The organism is Pseudomonas sp. FP1740 (assembly GCF_030687165.1).
Classification (GTDB): Bacteria; Pseudomonadota; Gammaproteobacteria; order Pseudomonadales; family Pseudomonadaceae; genus Aquipseudomonas.
In genome coordinates this window covers 734,449-757,216 of sequence record NZ_CP117461.1, presented here as the reverse complement: position 1 = coordinate 757,216, position 22,768 = coordinate 734,449, and the positions used below count along the sequence as shown (strand labels likewise).

Here is a 22,768-nt window from a genome sequence, read left to right as displayed (position 1 = left end):
CGCATCTGGTTGCACCCATCTACCTGTTCGGAAGTGCCTATGACCTTTGAAGTCCCAGCCCACGGCGGCAAACCCGCCGGCCGCATTCGTCAGAAGAACGAAGAGACCATCATCAAAGCCGCCGAAGACGAGTTCGCCCGTCACGGGTTCAAAGGCACCAGCATGAACACCATCGCGCAAAAAGCCGGGTTGCCCAAAGCGAATCTGCATTACTACTTCACCAACAAACTCGGTTTGTACGTGGCGGTGCTGAGTAACATTCTTGAGTTGTGGGACAGCACTTTCAATACCCTGACCGTCGAGGACGATCCGGCAGAAGCATTGACCCGATACATTCGCGCAAAAATGGAGTTCTCCCGGCGCCAGCCACAAGCTTCGCGGGTCTTCGCCATGGAGGTCATCAGCGGCGGTGATTGCCTGACTGAGCATTTCAACCAGGACTACCGCACCTGGTTTCAAGGTCGGGCCGCGGTGTTCCAGGCGTGGATCGACGCCGGCAAAATGGACCCTATCGACCCGGTGCACCTGATTTTCCTGCTGTGGGGCAGCACCCAGCATTACGCGGACTTTGCCACGCAGATCTGCCGTGTCACCGGGCGCACCAAGTTGACCAAGCAAGACATGGAAGACGCCGGCAGCAACCTGATTCGCATCATTCTCAAAGGCTGCGGCCTGACGCCGGCTATTTAAGACACCCATGCCTTTTACCCTCAGCGGTTTTTGCGAATACCGCGAAGAGATTCGCAAAAGCCGCTTCATCGCCCTCGCCGCGCCGATCGCCAGCGCAGCCGATGCCCAGGCGTTCATCGAGCAACACAGTGATTTGAACGCCTCGCACAATTGCTGGGCCTGGAAGCTCGGCGATCAATACCGCAGCACTGACGATGGCGAACCCGGTGGCACCGCTGGCCGGCCGATCCTTGCGGCGATTGAAGCGCAGGATTGCGATCAGGTCGCGGTCGTGGTGATCCGCTGGTATGGCGGCATCCAGTTGGGCACCGGCGGCCTCGCCCGAGCGTACGGCGGCAGTGCCAACAAATGCCTGCAAGGGGCACCGAAAGTCGAGTTGATCAGTCGGGTGCCGGTCAGTTGTGCCTGTGCATTTGGCGAGTTGGCGTTGGTGAAGCTTCGGGTGGCGGAGCTGGGTGGTTTGGTGGTGGAGGAAACCTTCACGGCCAATGGTGTGGAACTGCAATTGGCGATTGGCGACGGGCAGATAAGTACGCTGCAAACGCAGCTGGCGGACTTAAGTCGCGGGCGTATTTTGTTGCAGCGTTGAAGATCAAAAGATCGCAGCCTTCGGCGGTTCTAAGCGCCTGTGGGCGCTGCGATCTTTTGGGGCACCCCGATTTTCTTTGCTCTCGCCACTTGCCCACATCTGCTGTGCACCCGGCTGTGGATAACCTGAGCACATTCTGCTGTAACCCTTCTGTCATGCGGCTTTGCGGGCTTTGCTCATTTTTCGTCCAACTCGCCATCCGCGACGTTTATTCCATGTAAAAACAATCAGTTAGTGTGGTTTATCGCCATTAGAAGAAAGCCCCCCAGTGCTTATGCCCACACGGTCGGCTTGCGCACAGATACTGTGGAACAAGCTGTGGATAACCCGTTCATGGCTGGCGCAGCCCCATGCCTGACAATGCCTGCAGCCTATTGCTCGTTTTTTGACCAATTAATCGCGCGCAAAACCGGAGCCTGATCAAAAACCTTGCCCTCAAGTGGTGCCTCTCCAGGAGTTGGAATAGGTCGAGGCAGCGTCCGCAACGCCTGTGCCAACAGGCTTTTGTCGATTTCCTGACTCAATGGCCAGGAAATTGCTTTATCCACAGGCATATCCTTTTGCGACCCGAGCCTGTCATGTCCAACCCTGCGCCTCCCCCCGATCAAACACCCCGCCTGCAATTGCGCAGAATCAGCAAACGTTACCCCGGTTGCCTGGCCAACGACTCCATCGACTTGAGCATTGCGCCCGGTGAAATCCACGCCCTGCTCGGCGAAAACGGTGCGGGCAAAAGTACCCTGATGAAGATCATCTACGGCGTCACACACGCCGACTCAGGGGAGATGATCTGGCAGGGCCAGCGCGTGACCATGCGCAATCCGGCCCAGGCCCGCAACCTCGGGATCGGCATGGTGTTCCAGCATTTCTCGCTGTTCGAAACCCTGAGCGTGGCGCAGAACATCGCCTTGGCGATGGGCGCTGCGGCGGGTACGCCGAAGCAGCTTGAACCGAAAATCCGCGAGGTGTCCCAACGCTATGGCATGGCGCTGGAACCGGAGCGACTGGTCCATAGCCTGTCCATCGGCGAGCGTCAGCGGGTGGAAATCATTCGCTGCCTGATGCAGGACATCCGCCTGCTGATTCTCGATGAGCCGACGTCGGTACTGACCCCGCAAGAGGCCGACGAATTGTTCATCACGTTGCGCCGACTGGCCGCCGAGGGCTGCAGCATTCTGTTCATCAGCCACAAGCTCGGCGAAGTGCGTGCGTTGTGCCACAGCGCCACGGTGTTGCGCGGCGGACGAGTGGCCGGGCATTGCGTGCCGGCCGAGTGTTCGGACCAGCAACTGGCGCAGTTGATGGTCGGTGAAGCCGCCGAGCTGATTACTGACTATCCGAAGGTCAGGGGGGCTGATGCGTTTTTGAACGTGACCGGATTGTCCTGGCACAACCCGGACCCGTTCGGCTGCTCGCTCAAGGACATTGATCTCGAGGTGCGCAGCGGCGAAATCGTCGGTGTCGCCGGAGTGGCCGGCAATGGCCAGGATGAGTTGCTGGCCTTGCTTAGCGGTGAAGAACGGCTGCCGGGAAATGACGGGGCGAAAATCAGTTTCGGCGGGCAACCGGTGGCGCACCTGCGGCCGGATGCACGACGCAAACTCGGCCTGGCCTTCGTCCCTGCCGAGCGTCTGGGCCATGGCGCGGTGCCGGAGTTGAGCCTGGCGGATAACGCCCTGCTCACCGCATTTCAACAAGGGCTGGTCAGCAATGGGCTGATCCAGTGCAACAAAGTCGAGGCACTGGCCGAAGACATCATCCGTCGCTTCGGGGTCAAGACACCCGATACCCAGGCAGCGGCTCGCAGCCTGTCTGGTGGCAACTTGCAGAAATTCATCCTCGGCCGGGAAATCCTTCAGCAACCCAGATTGTTGGTGGCCGCGCACCCGACCTGGGGCGTGGACGTCGGCGCCGCCGCGACCATTCACCGAGCGCTGATCGCCTTGCGCGACGCTGGCGCGGCGATCCTGGTGATCTCCGAAGACCTCGACGAACTGTTCCAGATCAGCGACCGCCTCGGCGCCCTGTGTGGCGGTCGACTGTCGGCACTGCAGCCCACCGTCGACACCCGCCTGATCGATGTCGGTGGCTGGATGGCCGGCCAGTTCGACACCCCTCAATCACCTGCACCCGTAACGCTTTAACGGAGTTTCACATGCTGCTTTCTCTCGAACCCCGTGGCCAGCAATCGCGCCTGATGTTGTGGTGCTCGCCGTTGCTGGCGGCTGTGTTGACCCTGGGCTGTGGCTCATTGCTGTTTATCGCGCTGGGCCACGATCCGTTGCTGACCTTGCACACCTTGCTGATTGCACCGATCAGCGACCTGTACGGGGTCTCTGAATTGTTGGTCAAAGCATTGCCGATTCTGCTCTGTGCATTGGGCCTGGCAGTGGCGTATCAGGCACGGATCTGGAACATCGGCGCCGAAGGTCAGTTGCTGCTCGGCGCCTTGGCCGGCAGTGCATTGGCGGTGAACATCATCGACCTGCAAAGCCGTTGGGCGCTGGTGTTGATCCTGCTCACCGGCACCCTGGCCGGTGCCGCGTGGGCCGGGCTGACGGCATGGCTGCGTACACGCTTCAACGCCAATGAAATCCTCACCAGCATCATGCTCAATTACATCGCTTTGAACCTGCTGCTGTTCTGCGTTCACGGGCCGCTGAAGGATCCGGCCGGGTTCAACTTTCCGGAGTCGGCGATGTTTGGCGATGCCAGTCGTTTGCCGCTGCTGATGGAGGATGGTCGGGTCCATGCGGGCGTGTATTTCGCCTTGCTCGCGCTGGTTGCGGTGTGGGTGTTGTTGCAGAAGAGCTTTGTCGGTTTCCAGATCAAAGTGCTCGGGCTGGACAAGCGCGCAGCGGGTTTTGTCGGCTTTCGCGAGAAGCGGCTGATCTGGCTGGCGCTGTTGATCAGCGGTGGCCTGGCGGGGCTGGCCGGGGTTTGCGAAGTGACCGGGCCCATCGGCCAACTGGTGCCGCAGGTCTCACCGGGTTATGGCTATGCGGCGATCACCGTGGCGTTTCTCGGGCGGCTGAATCCCATCGGCATTCTGTTTTCCAGCCTGTTGATGGCGCTGCTGTACATCGGTGGCGAGAGCGCGCAGATGAGCATGAACCTGCCGCAAGCCATCACTCAATTGTTCCAGGGAATGATGCTGTTTTTCCTGCTGGCCAGTGACGTGCTGATTCTCTACCGACCACGTTTGAACCTGCGCTGGGTACGGCGCACCTCGACTACCGCCGTACAAGCAGGAGCCTTGTGATGGATATCGATCTGCTGAGCAATATTTTCTATGCCATGGTTCGCTGTGGCACACCGCTGTTGTTGGTGGCGTTGGGCGAGTTGATCTGCGAGAAGAGCGGCGTCCTCAATCTTGGGCAGGAAGGCATGATGCTGTTTGGGGCGGTGATCGGTTTTATCGTCGCGCTGAACAGTGGCAACCTCTGGCTCGGGGTGTTGCTGGCGATGTTCGCCGGGATGCTGTTGTCGTCGCTGTTCGCCCTGGTGGCGCTGGTGTTCAACGCCAACCAGGTGGCAACAGGGTTGGCGTTGACGATCTTCGGCGTGGGCCTGTCGACCTTCGTTGGCGCTGCGTGGGTCGGCAAACCGCTGGCGGGTTTCGAGCCGCTGGCGATTCCTTATCTGAGTGAAATTCCGCTGATCGGGCGGATGCTGTTTGCCCAGGACCTGCTGGTGTATCTGTCGTTTGCCCTGTTTGCGCTGGTGGCCTGGGTGATTGTGAAAAGTCGCGTCGGGTTGATTATTCAGGCGGTCGGCGAAAGCCCGGACGCCGCCAGTGCAATGGGCTTGCCGGTGTTGCGCGTGCGTACGCTGGCGGTGCTGTTTGGCGGGGCGATGGCGGGGTTGGCTGGGGCATATTTGTCCTTGGCCTATACGCCGATGTGGGCAGAGAACATGAGCGCCGGTCGCGGCTGGATTGCCCTGGCGCTGGTGGTGTTTGCCAGTTGGCGAGTGTGGCGGTTGCTGCTTGGAGCGTATCTGTTCGGTCTCGCCAGCATCCTGCATTTGGTGGCGCAGGGGTTGGGGCTGGCAATTGCGTCGAGTCTGCTGGCGATGCTGCCGTATGTCGCGACCATTGTGGTGTTGGTGCTGCTGTCCCGGGATGCCGTGCGCACACGATTGTATGCGCCGGTGTCGTTGGGGCAGCCGTGGCGGGCGGGGCATTAAGTGGTGGCCCGCGAAGGCGTCCGAACAGGCAACGCTTGGGCCACACCCCACATCAGTTCAAAGAACAGGAAAATCACCAATAGCGAACTCGCCCCATGGGCCAGCGCATAAGCCTGCCAGGCCGAGAACAGAAACCTCCCCACCGCGTCATATCGCCCAAACATCTGCTGCGGATCGCGAATCCGCAGCACGGCCCATACGCACACAATCGAGCCCAACAGATTGGCCATCAACATGTGCACCGGCTCGAACGGCGGTAGCTCGCCGGGCAGATTGAAAGTCTGACTCAGGTTTAACAGCACGCCATGCAACGCCGCAAAACTCCACGGCGTGGCAAATGCCGCCGTGACGATCAGGTCGTACCACGCGCTGCCACGCACCAGTTGACGATATTGCGTTGAAGTCCACATTGGCATTGCTCCATACATTCAGGGAGCAACAAGGCTAAAGCCTGGAGTATGCTCCAAGGTCAAGCCCTCTCGAGACATCAAGGAAGCCATTCATGTCCACGGCAAAAACCGCACTCATCATCGGCGCCTCCCGGGGTCTGGGCCTCGGTCTGGTGAAAACCCTGCTGGCCGACGGCTGGCAAGTCACCGCCACCGTGCGCAACCCGCAGAGCGCCGAAGTCTTGCAGGCGTTAGGCAAGGTACGGATCGAAAAACTCGACATGGACGACCAGCAAGCGGTCATCGCCCTCAGCCAACAGCTCAAGGGCGAGGTGTTCGACCTGTTGTTCGTGAATGCCGGGGTCAAGGGGCCGGAAGTCCAGACGCCGGGTGGCGCGACCCTGGCCGAGGTCGGTCAATTGTTCTTCACCAACGCCGTGGCGCCGATCAACCTGGCCCAGCGCTTCGTCGCGCAGATTCGTGAAGGCAGTGGCGTGCTGGCGTTCATGAGTTCGGTGCTGGGCAGCGTGACCATGCCCGACGCGCCGGAGCTGGCGCTGTACAAGGCCAGCAAAGCGGCGCTGAACTCGATGACCAACAGCTTCGTCACGCAACTGGGCGAACAGAAACTCACCGTGCTGTCGCTGCACCCGGGCTGGGTAAAGACCGACATGGGTGGCGAAGGTGCCGACATTGATGTGGAAACCAGCACCCGCGGGCTGATCGATCAGGTGAATGCGTATGCCGGCAAGGGCGGGCATCATTTTGTGAACTACCGGGGTGAAACCATTCCCTGGTAACACTCCCCCCCTGTGGGAGCTGGCTTGCCTGGCTCCCACAAGGTTTTGCATCGTCTGGTCGCGTGAGGCTTGCCCGGAACACGGTTTTGTTCGAAACTCCGCACCTCGCCCCCCGCGGCGACCCTGGATCAGCAGACAGGGCAACACTGAGCTGGCAACCCTGAACCCCACTTTCAGAGGAGCCGGCCACTATGCCTGCGACCCGTACCTGGTTAAAAAATCCCCTCGCCATTTTCACGGCCAACGCGCTCGATGCCCGTGGCGGCCTGGTGCTGCAAGACGGTTTGATCGTCGAAGTGCTCGGCGTCGGCCAGCAACCGTCAGCACCCTGTGGACAAGTCTTTGATGCCCGCGAACATGTGATCTTGCCGGGGCTGATCAACACCCATCACCACTTCTATCAAACCCTGACCCGCGCCTGGGCGCCGGTGGTCAATCAGCCGTTATTCCCATGGTTGAAAACCCTCTATCCGGTCTGGGCCCGGCTCACGCCGGAAAAACTCGCCCTCGCCACCAAAGTCGCCTTGGCCGAGTTGCTGCTGTCCGGCTGCACCACTGCGGCCGATCACCATTACCTGTTTCCGGAAGGCCTGGAAAATGCGATCGATGTGCAGGTCGAGAGTGTCCGCGAACTGGGCATGCGCGCCATGCTCACTCGCGGTTCAATGAGCCTTGGTGAAAAAGACGGGGGGCTGCCGCCGCAGCAGACCGTGCAGCAGGGCGAAGTGATTCTCGCCGACAGCCAACGCTTGATTGCCGAGTACCACGAGCGTGGTGACGGCGCGCAAATCCAGATCGCTTTGGCGCCCTGCTCGCCATTTTCAGTAACCCCGCAAATCATGTCCGCCAGCGCCGAACTGGCAAACACCCTCGACGTGCGCCTGCACACTCACCTGGCCGAAACCCTCGACGAAGAAGACTTCTGCCTGCAACGCTTCGGCCTGCGTACCGTGGATTATCTGGACAGCGTCGGCTGGCTCGGCCCACGCACCTGGCTGGCCCACGGCATTCATTTCAACCCCGACGAAATCGCCCGCCTCGGCGCGGCCGGCACCGGTATTTGCCATTGCCCGAGTTCGAACATGCGCCTGGCTTCAGGGATTTGCCCAACCATCGAGTTGACCGACGCTGGCGCGTTGCTGGGCCTGGGCGTGGACGGTTCGGCGTCCAACGATGCCTCGAACATGATGCTCGAAACCCGACAGGCGCTGTACATCCAGCGCCTGCGTTATGGCGCGCAGAAGATCACCCCGGAACGCGTATTGGGCTGGGCCACCAAGGGTTCGGCGCAGTTGCTCGGGCGCAGCGACATCGGCGAACTGGCGGTGGGCAAGCAAGCGGATCTGGCGCTGTTCAAACTGGATGAACTGCGCTTCTCCGGCAGCCATGATCCGGTGTCGGCGCTGCTGCTGTGCGGCGCGGACCGAGCGGACCGGGTGATGGTCGGCGGCAAGTGGCGGGTGATCGATGGGCAGGTTGAGGGGCTGGATCTGAAAGGGTTGATCGCCGATCACAGCCAGGCGGCTCGGCAGTTGATCGCCGGCACCTGACACACTCCCCCGCTCCCACAGCTTTGTGTGAGCTGTCCGCACCAGCGGATGGCATGAGTTGGAGCCTCTGCACCGGGTTGGCTCCGGTGATGTATTGAACATCAAAAGATCGCAGTCTTCGGCAGCGCCTACAGAGGCGTGAGGTGCCGAAGGCTGCGATATTTTTATTTTGTTGTCCTGTTGGTCAGCAATTTGCATTGACCCGGTACACCTCACAACAAAATGGAGTTCCAGTTCATGCACAAACGTCCGTTGAAGCAGCTGCTTTGCGCTGTCGCCGCAGCCATCGGTCTGAGCGCCAGCCTGACCGCCAGTGCTGCCGCCCCGCTGAAAGTCGGCTTCGTCTATATCGGCCCGATCGGTGACCACGGCTGGACGTATCAGCATGAACAGGGACGCAAGGCACTGGCAGAGAAATTCGGCGACCAGATCACCACCAACTACGTGGAGAACGTCGCCGAAGGCGCCGACGCCGAGCGGGTGATCCGCAACATGGCCAAGGACCAGTACGACCTGATTTTCACCACGTCTTTCGGCTACATGAACCCGACCCTGAAAGTCGCCAAACAGTTTCCCAAAGTGACCTTCGAACACGCCACCGGCTACAAGCAGGACAAGAACCTCGGCACGTACCTGGCGCGCACTTACGAGGGCCGCTACGTCGGCGGTTTCCTTGCGGCGAAGATGACCAAGACCAAGAAAATCGGCTACGTCGCTTCCTTCCCGATTCCAGAAGTGATCCGCGACATCAACGCCATCCAGCTGGCCCTGAACAAGTACAACCCGGGCACCGAGATCAAAGTGGTGTGGGTCAATTCCTGGTTCGACCCGGGCAAGGAAGCTGACGCCGCCAACGCGCTGATCGACCAGGGCGTGGACGTGGTGTTCCAGCACACCGACAGCCCGGCACCGATCCAGGCGGCCGAACGTCGTGGTGTGTATGCCGTCGGTTATGCGTCGGACATGGCGCACTTCGGGCCGAAAGCGGTGTTGACGTCTATCGTCAACGACTGGGGGCCGCACTACATTCAGGCGACCCAAAGCGTGCTCGACCATACATGGAAATCCCAGGATTACTGGGGTGGCTTGAAGGAGGGGACGGTTGAGCTGCCCATCAGCAACCTGGTGCCGGCCGCAGTGAAAACCGAAGCCGAGCAGATCATTGCCGACATCAAGAGCGGTGCACTGCATCCGTTCACCGGCCCGATCAAGGACCAGGCCGGCGTGGAGAAAATCCCGGCGGGCGTGAGCGCGACCAATGCGCAACTGGCGTCGATGAACTACTACGTGGAAGGCATGAAGGCCGAGATGCCGAAGTAATTCCGGTCAGGAACACAAAACCCTGTGGGAGCGGGCTCGCTCCCACATAACAGCTCATCTGCTGGATGCAGGACTTCGCATGAACCGACTCCCGATCATCGACATCGCCCCGCTCTACAGCGATGACGCTCAAGCCTGGCAATCGGTCGCCACAGACATGGACCGCGCCTGCCGCGAATGGGGCTTTTTCTATATCAAGGGCCACCCGATCTCCCCGTCGCGCATCGAGGCCGTGCTCGACCATGCCCAACGCTTCTTCGCCCTGCCCGCCGCCGAAAAACTCAAGATCGACATCACCCGGACCCGCCACCACCGCGGCTATGGCGCCATCGCCACCGAACAACTCGACCCGAGCAAACCCAGCGACCTGAAAGAAACCTTCGACATGGGCCTGCACCTGCCCGCCGATCATCCCGAGGTGCTGGTGGACAAACCCCTGCGCGGACCCAACCGTCATCCGTCGATGCCCGGTTGGGAAGCGCTGATGGAGCAACACTACGTCGACATGCAAGCACTCGCGCAAACCCTGCTGCGGGCCATGACCCTGGCATTGGGCATCGAGCGTGACTTCTTCGATAGCCGTTTCAAAGAGCCGGTCAGCGTGCTGCGGATGATTCATTACCCGCCACGTCACACGGCCAGCTCCTGCGATCAGCAAGGCGCCGGCGCCCACACCGATTACGGCTGCATCACCCTGCTCTACCAGGACGCCGCTGGCGGTTTGCAAGTGCGCAACGTAAAAGGCGAATGGATCGATGCACCGCCGATCGAAGGCACGTTCGTGGTCAACCTCGGCGACATGATGGCGCGCTGGAGCAACGACCGTTACCTGTCGACGCCACATCGGGTGATCAGCCCGCTGGGAGTGGATCGGTACTCGATGCCGTTCTTTGCCGAGCCACACCCCGACACCCCCATCGAATGCCTGCCCGGTTGCCAGGACGAACAGCATCCAGCGAAGTATCCGGCCACCACTTGCGCCGAATTCCTGCTCTCGCGCTTTGCCGACACCTACGCTTATCGACGGGAACAGGAAGCCGTGTAATGAACCGGCTGGTCAGGTTTTACTCATTGTTTCGGCGGGCATCTGTAGAATGCCCCCATTGCACTTGATGAGATTTCAAAAATGTACGACTGGCTGAACGCTCTGCCCAAGGCAGAATTGCACTTGCATCTGGAAGGTTCGCTGGAGCCTGAGCTGCTGTTCGCCCTGGCCGAACGCAACAAGATCGCCCTGCCGTGGAACGACGTCGACACCCTGCGCAAGGCCTACGCCTTCAACAACCTACAAGAGTTTCTCGACCTGTATTACCAGGGTGCCGATGTGCTGCGCACCTCCCAGGATTTCTACGACCTGACCTGGGCCTACCTGTTGCGCTGCAAGGAACAGAACGTGATTCACACCGAACCGTTCTTCGACCCGCAAACCCACACCGACCGTGGTATCCCGTTCGAAGTGGTGCTCAACGGCATCGCCGCCGCATTGAAAGATGGCGAGCAGCAACTGGGGATCACCAGCGGTTTGATCCTCAGCTTCCTGCGCCACTTGAGCGAAGACGAAGCGCAGAAAACCCTCGACCAGGCGCTGCCGTTCCGTGATGCATTCGTGGCCGTGGGCCTGGACAGTTCCGAAATGGGCCACCCGCCGAGCAAGTTCCAGCGCGTGTTTGACCGTGCCCGCCACGAAGGCTTCCTGACCGTGGCCCACGCCGGTGAAGAAGGCCCGCCCGAGTACATCTGGGAAGCCCTCGACCTGCTGAAAATCCAGCGCATCGACCACGGCGTGCGCGCCATCGAAGACGAACGCTTGATGCAGCGGATCATCGATGAGCAGATCCCGCTGACGGTGTGCCCGTTGTCGAACACCAAGCTTTGCGTGTTCGATCACATGTCCCAGCACAACATCCTCGACATGCTCGAACGCGGCGTGAAGGTCACGGTGAACTCCGATGACCCGGCGTACTTCGGTGGCTATGTCACCGAGAACTTCCACGCGCTGTACACCGATCTGGGCATGACCCAGGATCAGGCCAAGCGTCTGGCGCAGAACAGCCTGGATGCGCGGTTGGTGAAACCTTAAAGGTCAGCCGATAAACCTGTGGGAGCGGGCCAGCCCGCTCCCACAGGTTCGGTGATTAATTGATGATCACCGGCTCGCTCAATTCTTCCAATGTCTTGCCCCGGGTTTCCATCCCGAAGATCCACACCACTGCCGCTGCAATCGCAAAGCACATCGCCCCCAGCGCAAACACCCCGCCCTGCCCCGTCATCGGGAACACCAGCCCGGTCACCATTGGCCCGAGCAGCGAACCCACGCGGCCGATGGCCGAAGCGAACCCCGAGCCCGTGGCCCGTGCCGACGTCGGGTACAACTCCGGGGTGTAGGTGTAGAGCACCGCCCACATGCCGAACAGGAAGAACTGCATCAGCAGTCCCGAGGTGATCAACAGGCTGACGTTGCCGCCGAACACCGCGCTCTGACCATAAAGAAACGCCATCACCCCGCCGCCGAGCAAGGTCACGACGCACACCGGTTTGCGCCCCCAACGCTCCACCAGCCAGGCGGCCATGAGGAACCCGGGAATCCCGCCGAGGGAAATCAGCACCGTGTAATACACCGACTGGGTCACGGCGAAACCCGACTGTTGCAGCAGCGCACTGAGCCAGGACGTCAGGCCATAGAAACCCAGCAAGGCGAAGAACCACACGCTCCAGATCATCATCGTGCGCCGGCGATACTGCACCGACCAGATTTCCCGCAACGCGGAGAAAAAGTTGCCCGGTTGACTCGTCACCCGTGGCAGGCGAATCGGCTCAGGCAGATCCGAACGGCCCAATGAAGCCCGAACCCGTTCTTCGATGCGGCGCAAAACCGTGTCCGCTGCATCATGATGCCCGGCCTGTTCCAGCCATCGCGGTGACTCGGGTATGAAAAAACGAATCGCCAGGACGAACACCGCCGGCACCGCCAACACCAGAAAGATGTCGCGCCAGCCAATCACCGGCAACAGGAAGTACGACAGCACCCCGGCCGCGACGAAACCGAGCGGCCAAAAGCCGTCCATCAATGCGATGTAACGCCCACGACGCTTTGCCGGAATCAGCTCCGACAGCATCGACTGCGCAATTGGAAACTCCATGCCCATGCCGATCCCCAAGAGGATTCGGAACAACGTCAGCATTTCGACGTTCTGCGCCGTCGAACACAGGTAGCTGGCAATGCCCCACAACACAATGCTCCACTGGAACACCGGTTTGCGCCCGAAGCGGTCGGCCAGCATGCCGGACAGCGAGGCACCCACCACCATGCCGAAGAAACTCGAACTGGCCAGCAACCCGGCCTGCGCCGTGCTCAGGCCGAACTCGGTTTTGATCGAGCCTAGCAGGAAGGTCATCATCGCCAGGTCCATGGAGTCGAAGAAAAACGCCAAGGCAATGATGATGAAAATGATGCGGTGATAACCACTGATGGGCAGCCGTTCCAGTCGTTCTGCCGCGCTGAAGCTTCGTGTTTCCATGCCACCTTCCCCCAATCCGAAAGTCCCCGGATCGAGTGTGCGCGATAGTGACTGGGGGTTATTGCTGGATACGACCTGCCCACAGCTCTGAACGACGCCTGAAGCCCAGAATCCCGGACATCGTCCCCCAATGGCTCTAAAGCGCCATTTCCAGCTCGGTTTCCTTGGCGAAATGATGGATTTCACGTTGCCCCGTGGCCGTGATTTGCAAGGCGCGCGAATCGCTGGGCAGGCTCAACCAGCCGGACTGCATGAACAGTTGCAACAAGGCCGCCCCCAAGGAACCACCCATGTGCGGGCGTCTTTCGCTCCAGTCCGGGCACGCGCAGGCGACTCTGCCGTTGCGATGGGCCAGCGCCTGGATGAACACACCGCGTGCTGCCAATTGCGTGGAACCCTTGTGAGTGATCATGACCCGCTGATCAAGCTGCTCGATCCAGCCGGCATCCAGCAGTCGCTGGTAAAGATCGGCGGCCAGGGTGCCTCCCAGATGGTCGTCGCAGAGTCGGGCCCGCAGCAGTGACGAAGGCGCCGCCTGAGGTTTGGCGATAGGGCTCGTGCGTTTGAACACCTCTGGAATCTCCCGAGGCGCGCTGGCCAGGGTAGCACTGGCCAGGGCTTCTATCGCGGCGCCGACTTCGGGCGCGGCAAGCCGGAAAAACCGTTTGCGCCCACGGGTTTCGACTTTCAACAGACCGCCGGTGGACAAGCGCCCCAGATGCGCACTGGCCGAAGACGGCGACAGGCCCGCCAGCAACGCCAGCTCCTCAGTGTGCCGTGCCGTGCCGTCCATCAAGGCCCACATCATTGCGCTGCGCTTTGGGTCAGCCAGCAACGTGGCAATCTGGCTGATGCAAGGTGCATGTTCCATGTATTCACTCCCTGTTGAATCGTTTCGTCTACTGCTCAGAGACATCTTGACCAGTAATGTGTCTTCGGCCAAGACGCGAAAACCGCCATAAGCCGGGCAAAGCCACCCACTCACCCAGGCCATTGCTTCGCGGGTGCAGCGAAGGTCCGGTGATGACCGTAGGGTCTGACCGACTCGAACGTGGACTCGCCATTGCGAGATCGACGGCGCGTACATGAGGCGGGCGCTAGTATAAGCGGGTTAACCGCCGGTTCCTGCCCTCGGGAATCCATTGGTGGTGATAGTTCCTGACAGAAATTTCGCTATTTGCCTGCGACTAATGATCGACACTCGATATCGTCGGAAATTGACTGCTTATCCGAGCGCATCGGCTGGCAAGCATTTCCCGTAAAAGGTTCACCGGCTTACTCAATTGCGCGCGATGGGCGCACAGTAAATTCAGCGGTGCGCGCTCACAGAGCAATTCAGGCATCAGCACTTTCAAGCGGCCGGCGAGCACATCGGCGGCGACATCGAGCCAGGACTTATACGCAACCCCCGTTCCCGCCACGGCCCACAGCCGCACCACATCGGCATCGTCACTGAAGCGATCGCCGCTGACGGTCAGGCTCACCTCGCGTTTGCCGTCGTGAAAACTCCAGTGATCGTGGACCCGGCTACCGAGCATAAACAGCAGGCAATTGTGCTGCGCCAATTGCTCCAGCTGCCGTGGTTCGCCATGTCGGGCCAGATAACTCGGCGCAGCACACAGCACGCGACGGTTCTGCGGCGCGATGGGCAACGCCACCAGGCTCGAGTCTTCCGGCTCGCCGTAACGCAAGGCGATGTCCACCGGTTGGCGGAACAGGTCGGCGATGCGGTCGCCCAGCAGCAACCGTACAGTGAGTTTTGGATGCTCGCGCTGAAACTCGTCGAGCCATGGCAGCAGCAGGTTGCGCCCGAAATCCGAAGGCGCCGACAGCTGCAAAATCCCACTGACCCGATCCTGTCCACTGGCCAGCAAACGGCGACCCTCATCGAGATTGCTCAAGGCAGCCCGGGCGTATTCCAGAAAGCCCTCGCCTTCGGCCGTCAGGCGCAGGCTACGGGTAGAACGGGTGAGCAAGCGTGCGCCAAGTTGTTGTTCGATGCGCTTCAACGCCGCGCTGGCCACCGCCGCCGACATATCCATCCCCCGTGCCGCCGCCGACAGACTGCCCAGGTCCGCCGCCCGAACGAACAACTGCAAGTCATCGAAACGCAACATCTTCAGCCCCGATTATCAAAAAAATATTGAAAGAGACTGCTCTTTTAGCGGGTTTTATCTTGCAGAGAAATAACCAATCATCTGTGCCATCGAAATCCTCTCTCTCCCAGGACCCCACTATGAAAGCCATTGCCTACTACGCCTCCCTGCCGATCAGCGACGAAAAATCCCTGCAAGATATCGAACTGCCAGAACCGGTCGCCGGCCCGCGCGACCTGTTGGTGGAGGTCAAAGCCATTTCGGTCAACCCGGTGGACACCAAGATTCGCCAGAACGTGCAGCCTGAAGCTGGCGCGGCCAAAGTGCTGGGCTGGGACGTGGCGGGTGTGGTCAAGGCTGTTGGCAGCGAAGTGACCTTGTTCAAGGCCGGCGACAAGGTGTTCTACGCCGGCTCCATCGTCCGTGCCGGCGGCAACAGCGAGCTTCATGTGGTGGATGAGCGCATCGTCGGCCATATGCCGAAGACCCTTGGTTTCGCCGAAGCCGCCGCCCTGCCGCTGACCGCCATCACCGCGTGGGAACTGTTGTTCGAACGCCTGCAAATACGCGAAGGCAAAACCGATGAGGGTCAGAGCCTGCTGATCGTCGGTGCCGCCGGGGGCGTTGGTTCAATCCTCACGCAATTGGCCAGCCAGCTCACCGGGTTGAAAGTCATCGGCACCGCGTCCCGTGCCCAAACCCAGAGTTGGGTGCGTGACCTGGGTGCCGATCAGGTGATCGATCACAGTCAGCCGCTGAGTGAAGCACTCAAACGTGCCGGGTTCGAGCATGTGACCCACGTTGCCAGCCTGACCCAGACTGACCAACACCTGGATCAATTGGTGGAGGCATTGGCGCCGCAAGGCAAACTGGCACTGATCGATGATCCGAAGGCGCTGGACGTGACCAAGCTCAAACGCAAGAGCCTGTCGCTGCACTGGGAGTTCATGTACACCCGCTCGCTGTTCGAAACCGCCGACATGATCGAGCAGCACAAACTGCTCAACCGCGTCGCCGGGCTGATCGATGCCGGCACACTGAAAACCACGGTCGGTGAGCACTTCGGAACCATCAACGCCGCCAACCTGCGTCGCGCCCATGAACGGCTGGAAAGCGGCAAGTCCAAGGGCAAGATTGTGCTTGAAGGGTTCTGACCCGAAGATCAAAAGATCGCTGCGCCAGCGATCTTTTGCCGTCAGTCAGAGAGTTGATCGTTGTCACAATTGCGATCGTATTCAGGTCTACAATCGAAAACTCTGCGAACAATCTTTTACGTGATGTCTTTGCAAGACGTCTTTCACAAGAGGAACTCAGCAATGAAGATCCTGATAAAAGAATTGGCAACATCCCGCTGGCAGGTTCGCCTGGATCAACACGCTGTGACGTTCCGCAGTGAAGCCGAAGCCCTGGCCTTCACTAAAACCCTTGAAGCGCGCTTGCTCGCGCCCCATCAGATTCCCGGCCGTCAGCAGCGCACTGCTGGCTGAGTCCGTCCTCAGGCCTGGGCTTGTTCCAACGCCCGGGCATTCTGCAAACGCCGGGTGAGCATCGCCACGCTCACCACCACAATTGCGCACAGGCTGATGACCATGGCCATCGGCATGGCACTGCCATCGTGCAAAACACCCACCAGCGCCGCGGCCCCGGCGGCGACGCTGAATTGCAGGCAACCGAGCATCGCCGAGGCACTGCCCGCCCGTGCGCCCTGGCCGCTCATCGCGCAGGCCGAGGCGTTGGGCACGATACAACCCAGGCTGGCGATGCAGACAAAAAGCGGAATCAGCAACGGCCACAAGTGCGCAGGGTGCAGCGAGCTGACCGCCAACAGGGCCAGGCCGCCCGCCAGGTAGAGCCAGACAGTGCGCGCCAGCAAGAAGGCCGGACCGCGTCTCGCCAGCAACCGGGCATTGACCTGGGCCACCAGGATGAACCCAGCCGCGTTGATCCCGAACAGCCAGCCGAAATGCTCGGCCGGCACACCATAGAGTTTGATGAAGACGAACGGCGAGCCCGCGATGTAGGCAAACATCCCGGCGATGGCGACACCACCGGTCAGGGCATGACCGAGGAATATCGGGTCCGCCAGCAACCGACCGTACTGGCGTAGTGCGCCCGACAACGGTTGGCGCGGCACATGGGCCGGTAGACTTTCCGGTAGCCCGAGAGCCACCGCCAACCCGGCCAGCGCACTGAAACCGGTCAGCACGAGAAAGATCGACTGCCAACCCGTCGTGTTGACCAACAACCCGCCCAGCATCGGCGCAAGAATCGGCGCCAGGCCCATCACCAGCATCAACTGCGAAAAGACCTTCGCCGACCCCACCGCATCGCATTTATCGCTGACCACTGCCCGGGCGATCACCATGCCCGCGCAACCACCCAGCGCCTGGACAAAACGGGCACCGATCAGCCACTCAAGACTCGGCGCGTAAGCACAGGCCAATGAGGCCACGGTGAATAAACCGACACCGGTCAGCAAGGGAAGCCGTCGCCCAAAGCGATCCGCCACCGGGCCGTACGCCAGTTGGCCGATGGACAGCCCTAGGAAATAGGCTGCCAGGGTCAGTTGAACGTGTTTTTCGTCGGTGCCGAAAGCGAGCGCCATCGCCGGGAAGGCCGGCAGGTAGAAATCGATCGCCAGGGGACCGAAAGCGCTCAAGGCGCCGAGAATCAGGATTGTGCGCAGGTTCATCAGGCGTCCAGGTTGGGCAGACAGGTTAGCCATGGATCGGCAGGCTGACAGTCTAGCCGGGCGTGGACGCCTTGAACATTCCGATAGGTCGCTAACTATTAAAAATAGCTCAGGCCTGTTTTACCCCGTAACCCTCTTCAGTGATGGCGGCGATTACCTGATCGGCTGTCAGCGCACTTTCTACGCCGACTTCTTTTGCCGCCAGATCGATGCGCACACTGGCTGCCGGATCCTTGGCTTGCAGCGCCTCAGTAATAGCCTTGACGCAGTGACCGCAGGACATACCTTCAACATTGAACACTTGCATGGGACGTCTCCTTTAATGAAGCCCTTACATGAGGGTTGCGTGCAGTCTCGAGCTTGCCACCATGGCAAGGTCAAGTTCTGAAGCAAGCTGCCGGGCTGGCAATCGGCGTCGCGCTCGGCCAAGCTGCGTCCATCTATGACTCGACATCAGGAGATTCAGCCATGCGCTGGTCAGCTCTCAGCCTGTTTGGCTTCCTCAGCCTCTTTGCCGCGACACCTTCGGTTCAAGCCGCCGGGGAGGACTACGGCGTGCTGATCATTTCCCGCGAGCGTCTGGAAGTGTCGACTTCCTGCGAGATCGGCGTGTACATCCAGGATCAGTTGGCCGGGCGGCTGTTCCAGGAACAGAGCACCTCGTTCAACCTGCCGCCGGGCAATGTGTCCCTGCGCCTCAAACTGCTGCCGGGTCAGGCGCCGGGCTGCAACCCGGGCATGCTCGCGCCGGGGTCGCAGGACATCAAACTCAAGGCTGGGGATGTGTTGAAGTTCCGGATTGCGATGACGCAGGAAGGGATGTACCTCAAGCCTGCGGCTTTGGAATACTGAGTCGGCTGCGATCTTTTGATCTGAGACATGGCACTTGACCTTGCCAGCATGGCAAGGTTGATCCTGTAGGCAATTTCTACAGGGAGCGTGACCGATGTCCGAATCCACCACTTTCGATCTGCCGATTGCCGGCATGACCTGCGCCAGTTGCGCCGGGCGTGTCGAGCGTGCCCTGAGCAAAGTCATCGGCGCCACGGCCGTCAGCGTCAACCTGGCCACCGAACAGGCCCGGGTGCAAGCGCCCAGTGACAGCCTGCCGGCCTTGATGGACGCCGTGCAGCAGGCCGGTTACAGCGTGCCGCAGCAGACCCTGGAATTGAGCATCGAGGGCATGACCTGTGCGTCCTGCGTCGGCCGCGTCGAACGGGCACTGACCAAGGTGCCGGGGGTGAAAAGTGTCAGCGTCAACCTGGCCAACGAACGGGCGCACCTTGAGCTGCTCGGCCAGGTCGATCCGCAAACCTTGATCGGTGCCGTGACCAAGGCCGGTTATTCCGCCCGAGTCTGGGAAGTCGAACACCCGCAAACCGATAATCAGCAACAACGCCTGCAGCGCGAACGCTGGGCCTTGCTGGCGGCCATCGCCCTCGCCTTGCCGCTGGTGCTGCCAATGCTGCTGCAACCTTTCGGCGTGCTCTGGATGCTCCCGGCGTGGGTGCAGTTCGCGCTGGCAACGCCGGTGCAATTCGTCTTCGGCGCCCGTTTCTATGTCGCTGCGTGGAAAGCCGTGCGCGCCGGTGCCGGCAACATGGATTTGCTGGTGGCTCTGGGCACCAGCGCCGGCTACGGCTTGAGCGTTTACGAGTGGGCCACCGCTGCCGGTCGCATGCCGCACCTGTATTTCGAAGCCTCGGCGGTGGTGATTGCCTTGGTGTTGCTGGGCAAATACCTGGAAAGCCGCGCCAAGCGCCAGACCGCCAGCGCCATCCGCGCCCTCGAAGCCTTGCGTCCGGAGCGAGCCATTCAAGTGATCGACGGCCGGGAGCAGGAGGTTGCGATCAGCGCTTTGCGCCTCAACGATCTGGTTCTGGTAAAACCCGGCGAGCGCTTCCCGGTGGATGGCGAAGTGGTGGAAGGCCAGAGCCACGCCGATGAAGCATTGATCAGCGGCGAAAGCCTGCCGGTGCCCAAAGCTCCGGGCGACAAGGTCACCGGCGGTGCGATCAACGGTGAAGGTCGGCTGCTGGTGCGGACCATGGCGCTCGGCGCAGAAACCGTGCTGGCGCGGATCATCCGCCTGGTCGAAGACGCGCAGGCGGCGAAAGCGCCGATCCAGAAACTGGTGGATAAAGTCAGCCAGGTGTTCGTGCCCGTGGTGCTGCTGATTGCACTGGCGACCCTGGTTGGTTGGTGGCTGTATGGCGCGCCGCTGGAAACTGCATTGATCAACGCCGTCGCGGTGTTGGTGATCGCCTGTCCTTGTGCGCTCGGGTTGGCCACACCGACCGCAATCATGGCAGGCACCGGTGTGGCGGCGCACCACGGAATTCTGATCAAGGACGCCGAAGCCCTGGAGCGCGCCCACGAAGTCAGCGCCGTGGTGTTCGACAAGACCGGCACACTGACCTCGGGCACGCCGCGCATCGCGCATTTGAGTGCCATCGAGGGTGACGAAGCCGCCTTGCTGCAAATGGCCGGAGCGCTGCAACGGGGCAGTGAGCACCCGCTGGCCAAGGCGGTGCTGGATGCCTGCGCCGAGCGCGGCTTGACCGTGGCCGATGTCAGCGACAGTCAATCGCTGACCGGGCGCGGCATTGCCGGCAGCCTCGATGGTCGGCGATTGGCCCTGGGCAATCGGCGCTTGCTGGAAGAAAGTGGCTTGAATGCCGGACCATTGGCCGACTCCGCAAGCGCCTGGGAAACCGAAGGCCGGACGCTGTCCTGGTTGATAGAACAAAGTCCCGAACCTCGGGTGCTGGGCCTGTTCGCCTTTGGTGACACGCTCAAGCCCGGCGCCCTGCAAGCGGTGCAACGCCTAAGCGCCCGCAATATCAGCAGCCACCTGCTGACCGGCGATAACCGCGGCAGCGCCAAAGTCGTCGCCCAAGCGCTGGGCATCAAGGATGTTCACGCCGAAGTACTGCCGGCGGACAAAGCCGCCACCGTCGCCGCCCTGAAAAAAACCGGCGTGGTGGCGATGGTTGGCGACGGCATCAACGACGCCCCGGCCCTGGCTGCTGCTGACATCGGCATCGCCATGGGCGGCGGCACGGATGTCGCCATGCACGCTGCCGGCATCACTCTGATGCGCGGTGACCCACGGCTGGTTCCGGCGGCGCTGGAGATCAGCCGCAAGACCTACGCGAAAATTCGCCAGAACCTGTTCTGGGCCTTCGTCTATAACCTGATCGGCCTGCCACTGGCGGCATTCGGCTTCCTCAACCCGGTGCTGGCCGGCGCGGCCATGGCGCTGTCGAGCGTCAGCGTGGTCAGCAATGCGTTACTGTTGAAAACCTGGAAGCCCAAAGACCTGGAGGACAACCGATGAACATTGGCCAAGCGGCCCGCCAGAGCGGTCTGAGCGCGAAGATGATCCGCTATTACGAATCCATCGGCCTGCTCAAGGCGGCCCATCGCACCGACAGTGGCTACCGGGTCTATGGCGATGACGACCTGCACACCCTGGCGTTCATCAAGCGCTCTCGGGATCTGGGATTTTCACTGGAAGAGGTCGGCAAACTGCTGACCCTCTGGCAGGACCGCCAGCGCGCCAGTGCCGATGTGAAGGCCTTGGCCCGTCAGCACATCGACGAGCTGAACCAGAAGATTCGTGAACTTGGTCAGTTGCGCGACACCCTGCAAGACCTTGTAGAACACTGCCACGGCGACCACCGCCCGGACTGCCCGATTCTCAAGGAGCTGGCCTCGGGTTGCTGCGTCGAACCCGCTCATTCCTGAGCGCCAACCCCTTCACCACCAGCAACAGGGTGAGGGGAATGCCGTGGAACAACAGCACCACCGCGCCGGGTGTCCACCAGGAATAGAACGGCGCGGCGATCAACATGCCGACGCCGAACCCGGTCATTTGCAGCAGCGTCAGAAAACTGAAAATCGGCAGGCGCAGGCTGTCCGGTTCACGTTGCAGGCGCGACATCAGGCCAACCTCCGAGAACCCGTCGCCTATCCCGGCGGGCAACGAAAACAGCAGCAAACCGTACAGGGTCTGCTGCTGAAACGTCAGGATGAAACCGCAGGACATCAGCAACACGCCAAAGAAAAATCGCCGCTCAAGGTGCGCGTTGTCCGTGCCTTTCAGGCGACTGGCGATTCGCGCACCGATGAACTTGCCGCAGGCCCACACCGCCAGCATCAGGCCCAGGGTGGTGCTGGCCGACTCGGGTGTGAGCAGTTTTGAAATGATCGGAAGACCGACGTTGTGCGCGGCGCTGCCCAAGGTGTCGGCCATTGCGACGGCCAACATCGCCGCCAGTACCGGCGCCGCGCGCAAACCCTGGCGCAAGGCCTGCCATTCGCCCTGTTTGTGAAGAGGTTCATCACAGCTGGGGGCCGGTCCGCAAAACCGCAGTGGCACAATCAGCAGCGCCGCCAGCAGGTACGTGACCACGTTCAACGCAAATACCGTTTCAAAGCCAAACCCCGCCACCAACAACCCGGCCACCAGACTCCCGCTGACCATCGCCGCAGACGACGCTGAGGTTATCCAGGCGTTGGTCTTGAGTAATTGCGCCTCTTCGATCAGGTGCGGCAATTGGCTGTTGAGGCCGATGGCGAACATCGAATTACCAAACCCCAGGCCAAACGCGATCAGCGGTAATAGCAACGCTTGTTGGCTGACCGGCAGCACCAGCAGCAGCCCCAGCAAACCGGCACGCAGCAGATCGAAGGCAATCAGCGGCAGGCGCCCGGCCCAGCGGCGATAGAACCGGGTACCGATCAGGCTGGCCAGGATCCCCCCGGCGACACGGCTGGCGAGGAAGATGCCGACGCTCATGGCGCTATTGCTGAGCAGGTAGACGTAGGTAGCCAGGGCGACCATGTTGAGGAAAGCGCCGAAGTCCGAAATCAGCCGGGCGGCGACAATCAACTGAGCATTGCGGATGGAGTTCACATTCAATCCTTGAGT

The 22,768-nt window shown here is 61.0% G+C and carries 23 protein-coding genes; 15 read left to right on the top strand and 8 right to left on the bottom strand.

Annotation, left to right across the window (positions count from 1 at the left end):
• The first annotated feature begins 39 nt into the window (after nt 1-39).
• Nucleotides 40-690, top strand: coding sequence for a TetR/AcrR family transcriptional regulator (locus PSH69_RS03310; RefSeq protein WP_018928367.1), 651 nt, complete (start codon nt 40-42; stop codon nt 688-690).
• A 7-nt stretch (nt 691-697) separates the two neighbouring features.
• A complete protein-coding gene (locus tag PSH69_RS03305; protein WP_019582316.1) occupies nt 698-1,279 on the top strand; it encodes a YigZ family protein in 582 nt (193 codons plus the stop codon).
• Between the two features lie 371 nt (nt 1,280-1,650).
• Here the strand turns inward: PSH69_RS03305 and PSH69_RS03300 are convergent, their stop codons facing one another.
• Nucleotides 1,651-1,827, bottom strand: coding sequence for a hypothetical protein (locus tag PSH69_RS03300; RefSeq protein WP_305411033.1), 177 nt, complete (start codon nt 1,825-1,827; stop codon nt 1,651-1,653).
• 30 nt (nt 1,828-1,857) lie between these two features.
• Here PSH69_RS03300 and PSH69_RS03295 point away from each other — a divergent pair, with 30 nt between their 5' ends.
• From PSH69_RS03295 to PSH69_RS03285, 3 genes are read left to right on the top strand one after another with little or no spacing between them, the layout of a single operon-like run.
• On the top strand, nt 1,858-3,423 hold the full coding sequence (locus PSH69_RS03295; protein WP_305411032.1) for an ABC transporter ATP-binding protein: 1,566 nt from the start codon (nt 1,858-1,860) through the stop codon (nt 3,421-3,423).
• Between the two features lie 11 nt (nt 3,424-3,434).
• Nucleotides 3,435-4,541, top strand: coding sequence for an ABC transporter permease (locus PSH69_RS03290; RefSeq protein ID WP_018928370.1), 1,107 nt, complete (start codon nt 3,435-3,437; stop codon nt 4,539-4,541).
• The gene (locus tag PSH69_RS03285; protein ID WP_019582313.1) at nt 4,541-5,467 is read left to right on the top strand and encodes an ABC transporter permease; all 927 of its coding nucleotides are present in this window, start codon (nt 4,541-4,543) and stop codon (nt 5,465-5,467) included. The genes PSH69_RS03290 and PSH69_RS03285 overlap by 1 nt, the downstream gene beginning before the upstream one ends.
• On the opposite strand, the gene PSH69_RS03280 is transcribed toward PSH69_RS03285, so the two are convergent.
• Nucleotides 5,464-5,877, bottom strand: a complete 414-nt coding sequence (locus PSH69_RS03280) for a hypothetical protein (protein WP_305411031.1) — start codon at nt 5,875-5,877, stop codon at nt 5,464-5,466. The genes PSH69_RS03285 and PSH69_RS03280 overlap by 4 nt on opposite strands.
• 92 nt (nt 5,878-5,969) lie before the next feature.
• On the opposite strand from PSH69_RS03280, the gene PSH69_RS03275 reads away from it, so the two are divergent.
• From PSH69_RS03275 to PSH69_RS03255, 5 genes are all read left to right on the top strand, one after another.
• The gene (locus PSH69_RS03275; RefSeq protein ID WP_305411029.1) at nt 5,970-6,656 is read left to right on the top strand and encodes an SDR family oxidoreductase; all 687 of its coding nucleotides are present in this window, start codon (nt 5,970-5,972) and stop codon (nt 6,654-6,656) included.
• A 191-nt stretch (nt 6,657-6,847) separates the two neighbouring features.
• Complete coding sequence (locus tag PSH69_RS03270) at nt 6,848-8,206, top strand: 8-oxoguanine deaminase (RefSeq protein ID WP_305411028.1); 1,359 nt, start codon at nt 6,848-6,850, stop codon at nt 8,204-8,206.
• A 237-nt stretch (nt 8,207-8,443) separates the two neighbouring features.
• Nucleotides 8,444-9,526, top strand: a complete 1,083-nt coding sequence (locus tag PSH69_RS03265) for a BMP family ABC transporter substrate-binding protein (RefSeq protein ID WP_305411027.1) — start codon at nt 8,444-8,446, stop codon at nt 9,524-9,526.
• A 79-nt stretch (nt 9,527-9,605) separates the two neighbouring features.
• Complete coding sequence (locus tag PSH69_RS03260; RefSeq protein ID WP_305411026.1) at nt 9,606-10,571, top strand: isopenicillin N synthase family oxygenase; 966 nt, start codon at nt 9,606-9,608, stop codon at nt 10,569-10,571.
• Between the two features lie 81 nt (nt 10,572-10,652).
• On the top strand, nt 10,653-11,606 hold the full coding sequence (locus PSH69_RS03255) for an adenosine deaminase (protein WP_018928377.1): 954 nt from the start codon (nt 10,653-10,655) through the stop codon (nt 11,604-11,606).
• A 55-nt stretch (nt 11,607-11,661) separates the two neighbouring features.
• Here PSH69_RS03255 and PSH69_RS03250 read toward each other — a convergent pair whose 3' ends face one another.
• The 3 genes from PSH69_RS03250 to PSH69_RS03240 form a co-directional block, all read right to left on the bottom strand.
• On the bottom strand, nt 11,662-13,044 hold the full coding sequence (locus PSH69_RS03250; protein ID WP_305411025.1) for an MFS transporter: 1,383 nt from the start codon (nt 13,042-13,044) through the stop codon (nt 11,662-11,664).
• 136 nt (nt 13,045-13,180) lie between these two features.
• The gene (locus PSH69_RS03245) at nt 13,181-13,915 is read right to left on the bottom strand and encodes a helix-turn-helix transcriptional regulator (protein ID WP_305411024.1); all 735 of its coding nucleotides are present in this window, start codon (nt 13,913-13,915) and stop codon (nt 13,181-13,183) included.
• A gap of 316 nt (nt 13,916-14,231) precedes the next feature.
• Nucleotides 14,232-15,161 carry a LysR family transcriptional regulator gene (locus PSH69_RS03240; protein WP_305411023.1) on the bottom strand — a complete coding sequence of 310 codons (930 nt, stop codon included), beginning with the start codon at nt 15,159-15,161 and terminating at the stop codon, nt 14,232-14,234.
• Between the two features lie 119 nt (nt 15,162-15,280).
• Here PSH69_RS03240 and PSH69_RS03235 point away from each other — a divergent pair, with 119 nt between their 5' ends.
• Both PSH69_RS03235 and PSH69_RS03230 read left to right on the top strand, forming a co-directional pair.
• Nucleotides 15,281-16,294, top strand: coding sequence for a zinc-binding alcohol dehydrogenase family protein (locus PSH69_RS03235; protein WP_305411022.1), 1,014 nt, complete (start codon nt 15,281-15,283; stop codon nt 16,292-16,294).
• 162 nt (nt 16,295-16,456) lie between these two features.
• The gene (locus tag PSH69_RS03230; RefSeq protein WP_018928382.1) at nt 16,457-16,627 is read left to right on the top strand and encodes a hypothetical protein; all 171 of its coding nucleotides are present in this window, start codon (nt 16,457-16,459) and stop codon (nt 16,625-16,627) included.
• 8 nt (nt 16,628-16,635) lie between these two features.
• Here the strand turns inward: PSH69_RS03230 and PSH69_RS03225 are convergent, their stop codons facing one another.
• Nucleotides 16,636-17,832 (bottom strand): multidrug effflux MFS transporter, encoded by a 1,197-nt coding sequence (locus PSH69_RS03225; RefSeq protein WP_019582302.1) that lies wholly within the window; start codon nt 17,830-17,832, stop codon nt 16,636-16,638.
• Nucleotides 17,833-17,941: 109 nt separating this feature from the next.
• Entirely contained in the window at nt 17,942-18,139 is a 198-nt protein-coding gene (locus PSH69_RS03220; RefSeq protein ID WP_111455406.1) for a heavy-metal-associated domain-containing protein, read from the bottom strand.
• Between the two features lie 161 nt (nt 18,140-18,300).
• Between PSH69_RS03220 and PSH69_RS03215 the strand changes: the two genes are divergently transcribed.
• From PSH69_RS03215 to cueR, 3 genes are all read left to right on the top strand, one after another.
• Nucleotides 18,301-18,684 (top strand): hypothetical protein, encoded by a 384-nt coding sequence (locus PSH69_RS03215; RefSeq protein ID WP_018928385.1) that lies wholly within the window; start codon nt 18,301-18,303, stop codon nt 18,682-18,684.
• Between the two features lie 94 nt (nt 18,685-18,778).
• Nucleotides 18,779-21,172, top strand: a complete 2,394-nt coding sequence (locus PSH69_RS03210; protein ID WP_305411020.1) for a heavy metal translocating P-type ATPase — start codon at nt 18,779-18,781, stop codon at nt 21,170-21,172.
• Nucleotides 21,169-21,582, top strand: coding sequence for a Cu(I)-responsive transcriptional regulator (cueR, locus tag PSH69_RS03205; protein ID WP_007940146.1), 414 nt, complete (start codon nt 21,169-21,171; stop codon nt 21,580-21,582). The genes PSH69_RS03210 and cueR overlap by 4 nt, the downstream gene beginning before the upstream one ends.
• On the opposite strand, the gene PSH69_RS03200 is transcribed toward cueR, so the two are convergent.
• A complete protein-coding gene (locus PSH69_RS03200; protein ID WP_305411019.1) occupies nt 21,536-22,753 on the bottom strand; it encodes an MFS transporter in 1,218 nt (405 codons plus the stop codon). The genes cueR and PSH69_RS03200 overlap by 47 nt on opposite strands.
• Between the last annotated feature and the right edge of the window lie 15 nt (nt 22,754-22,768).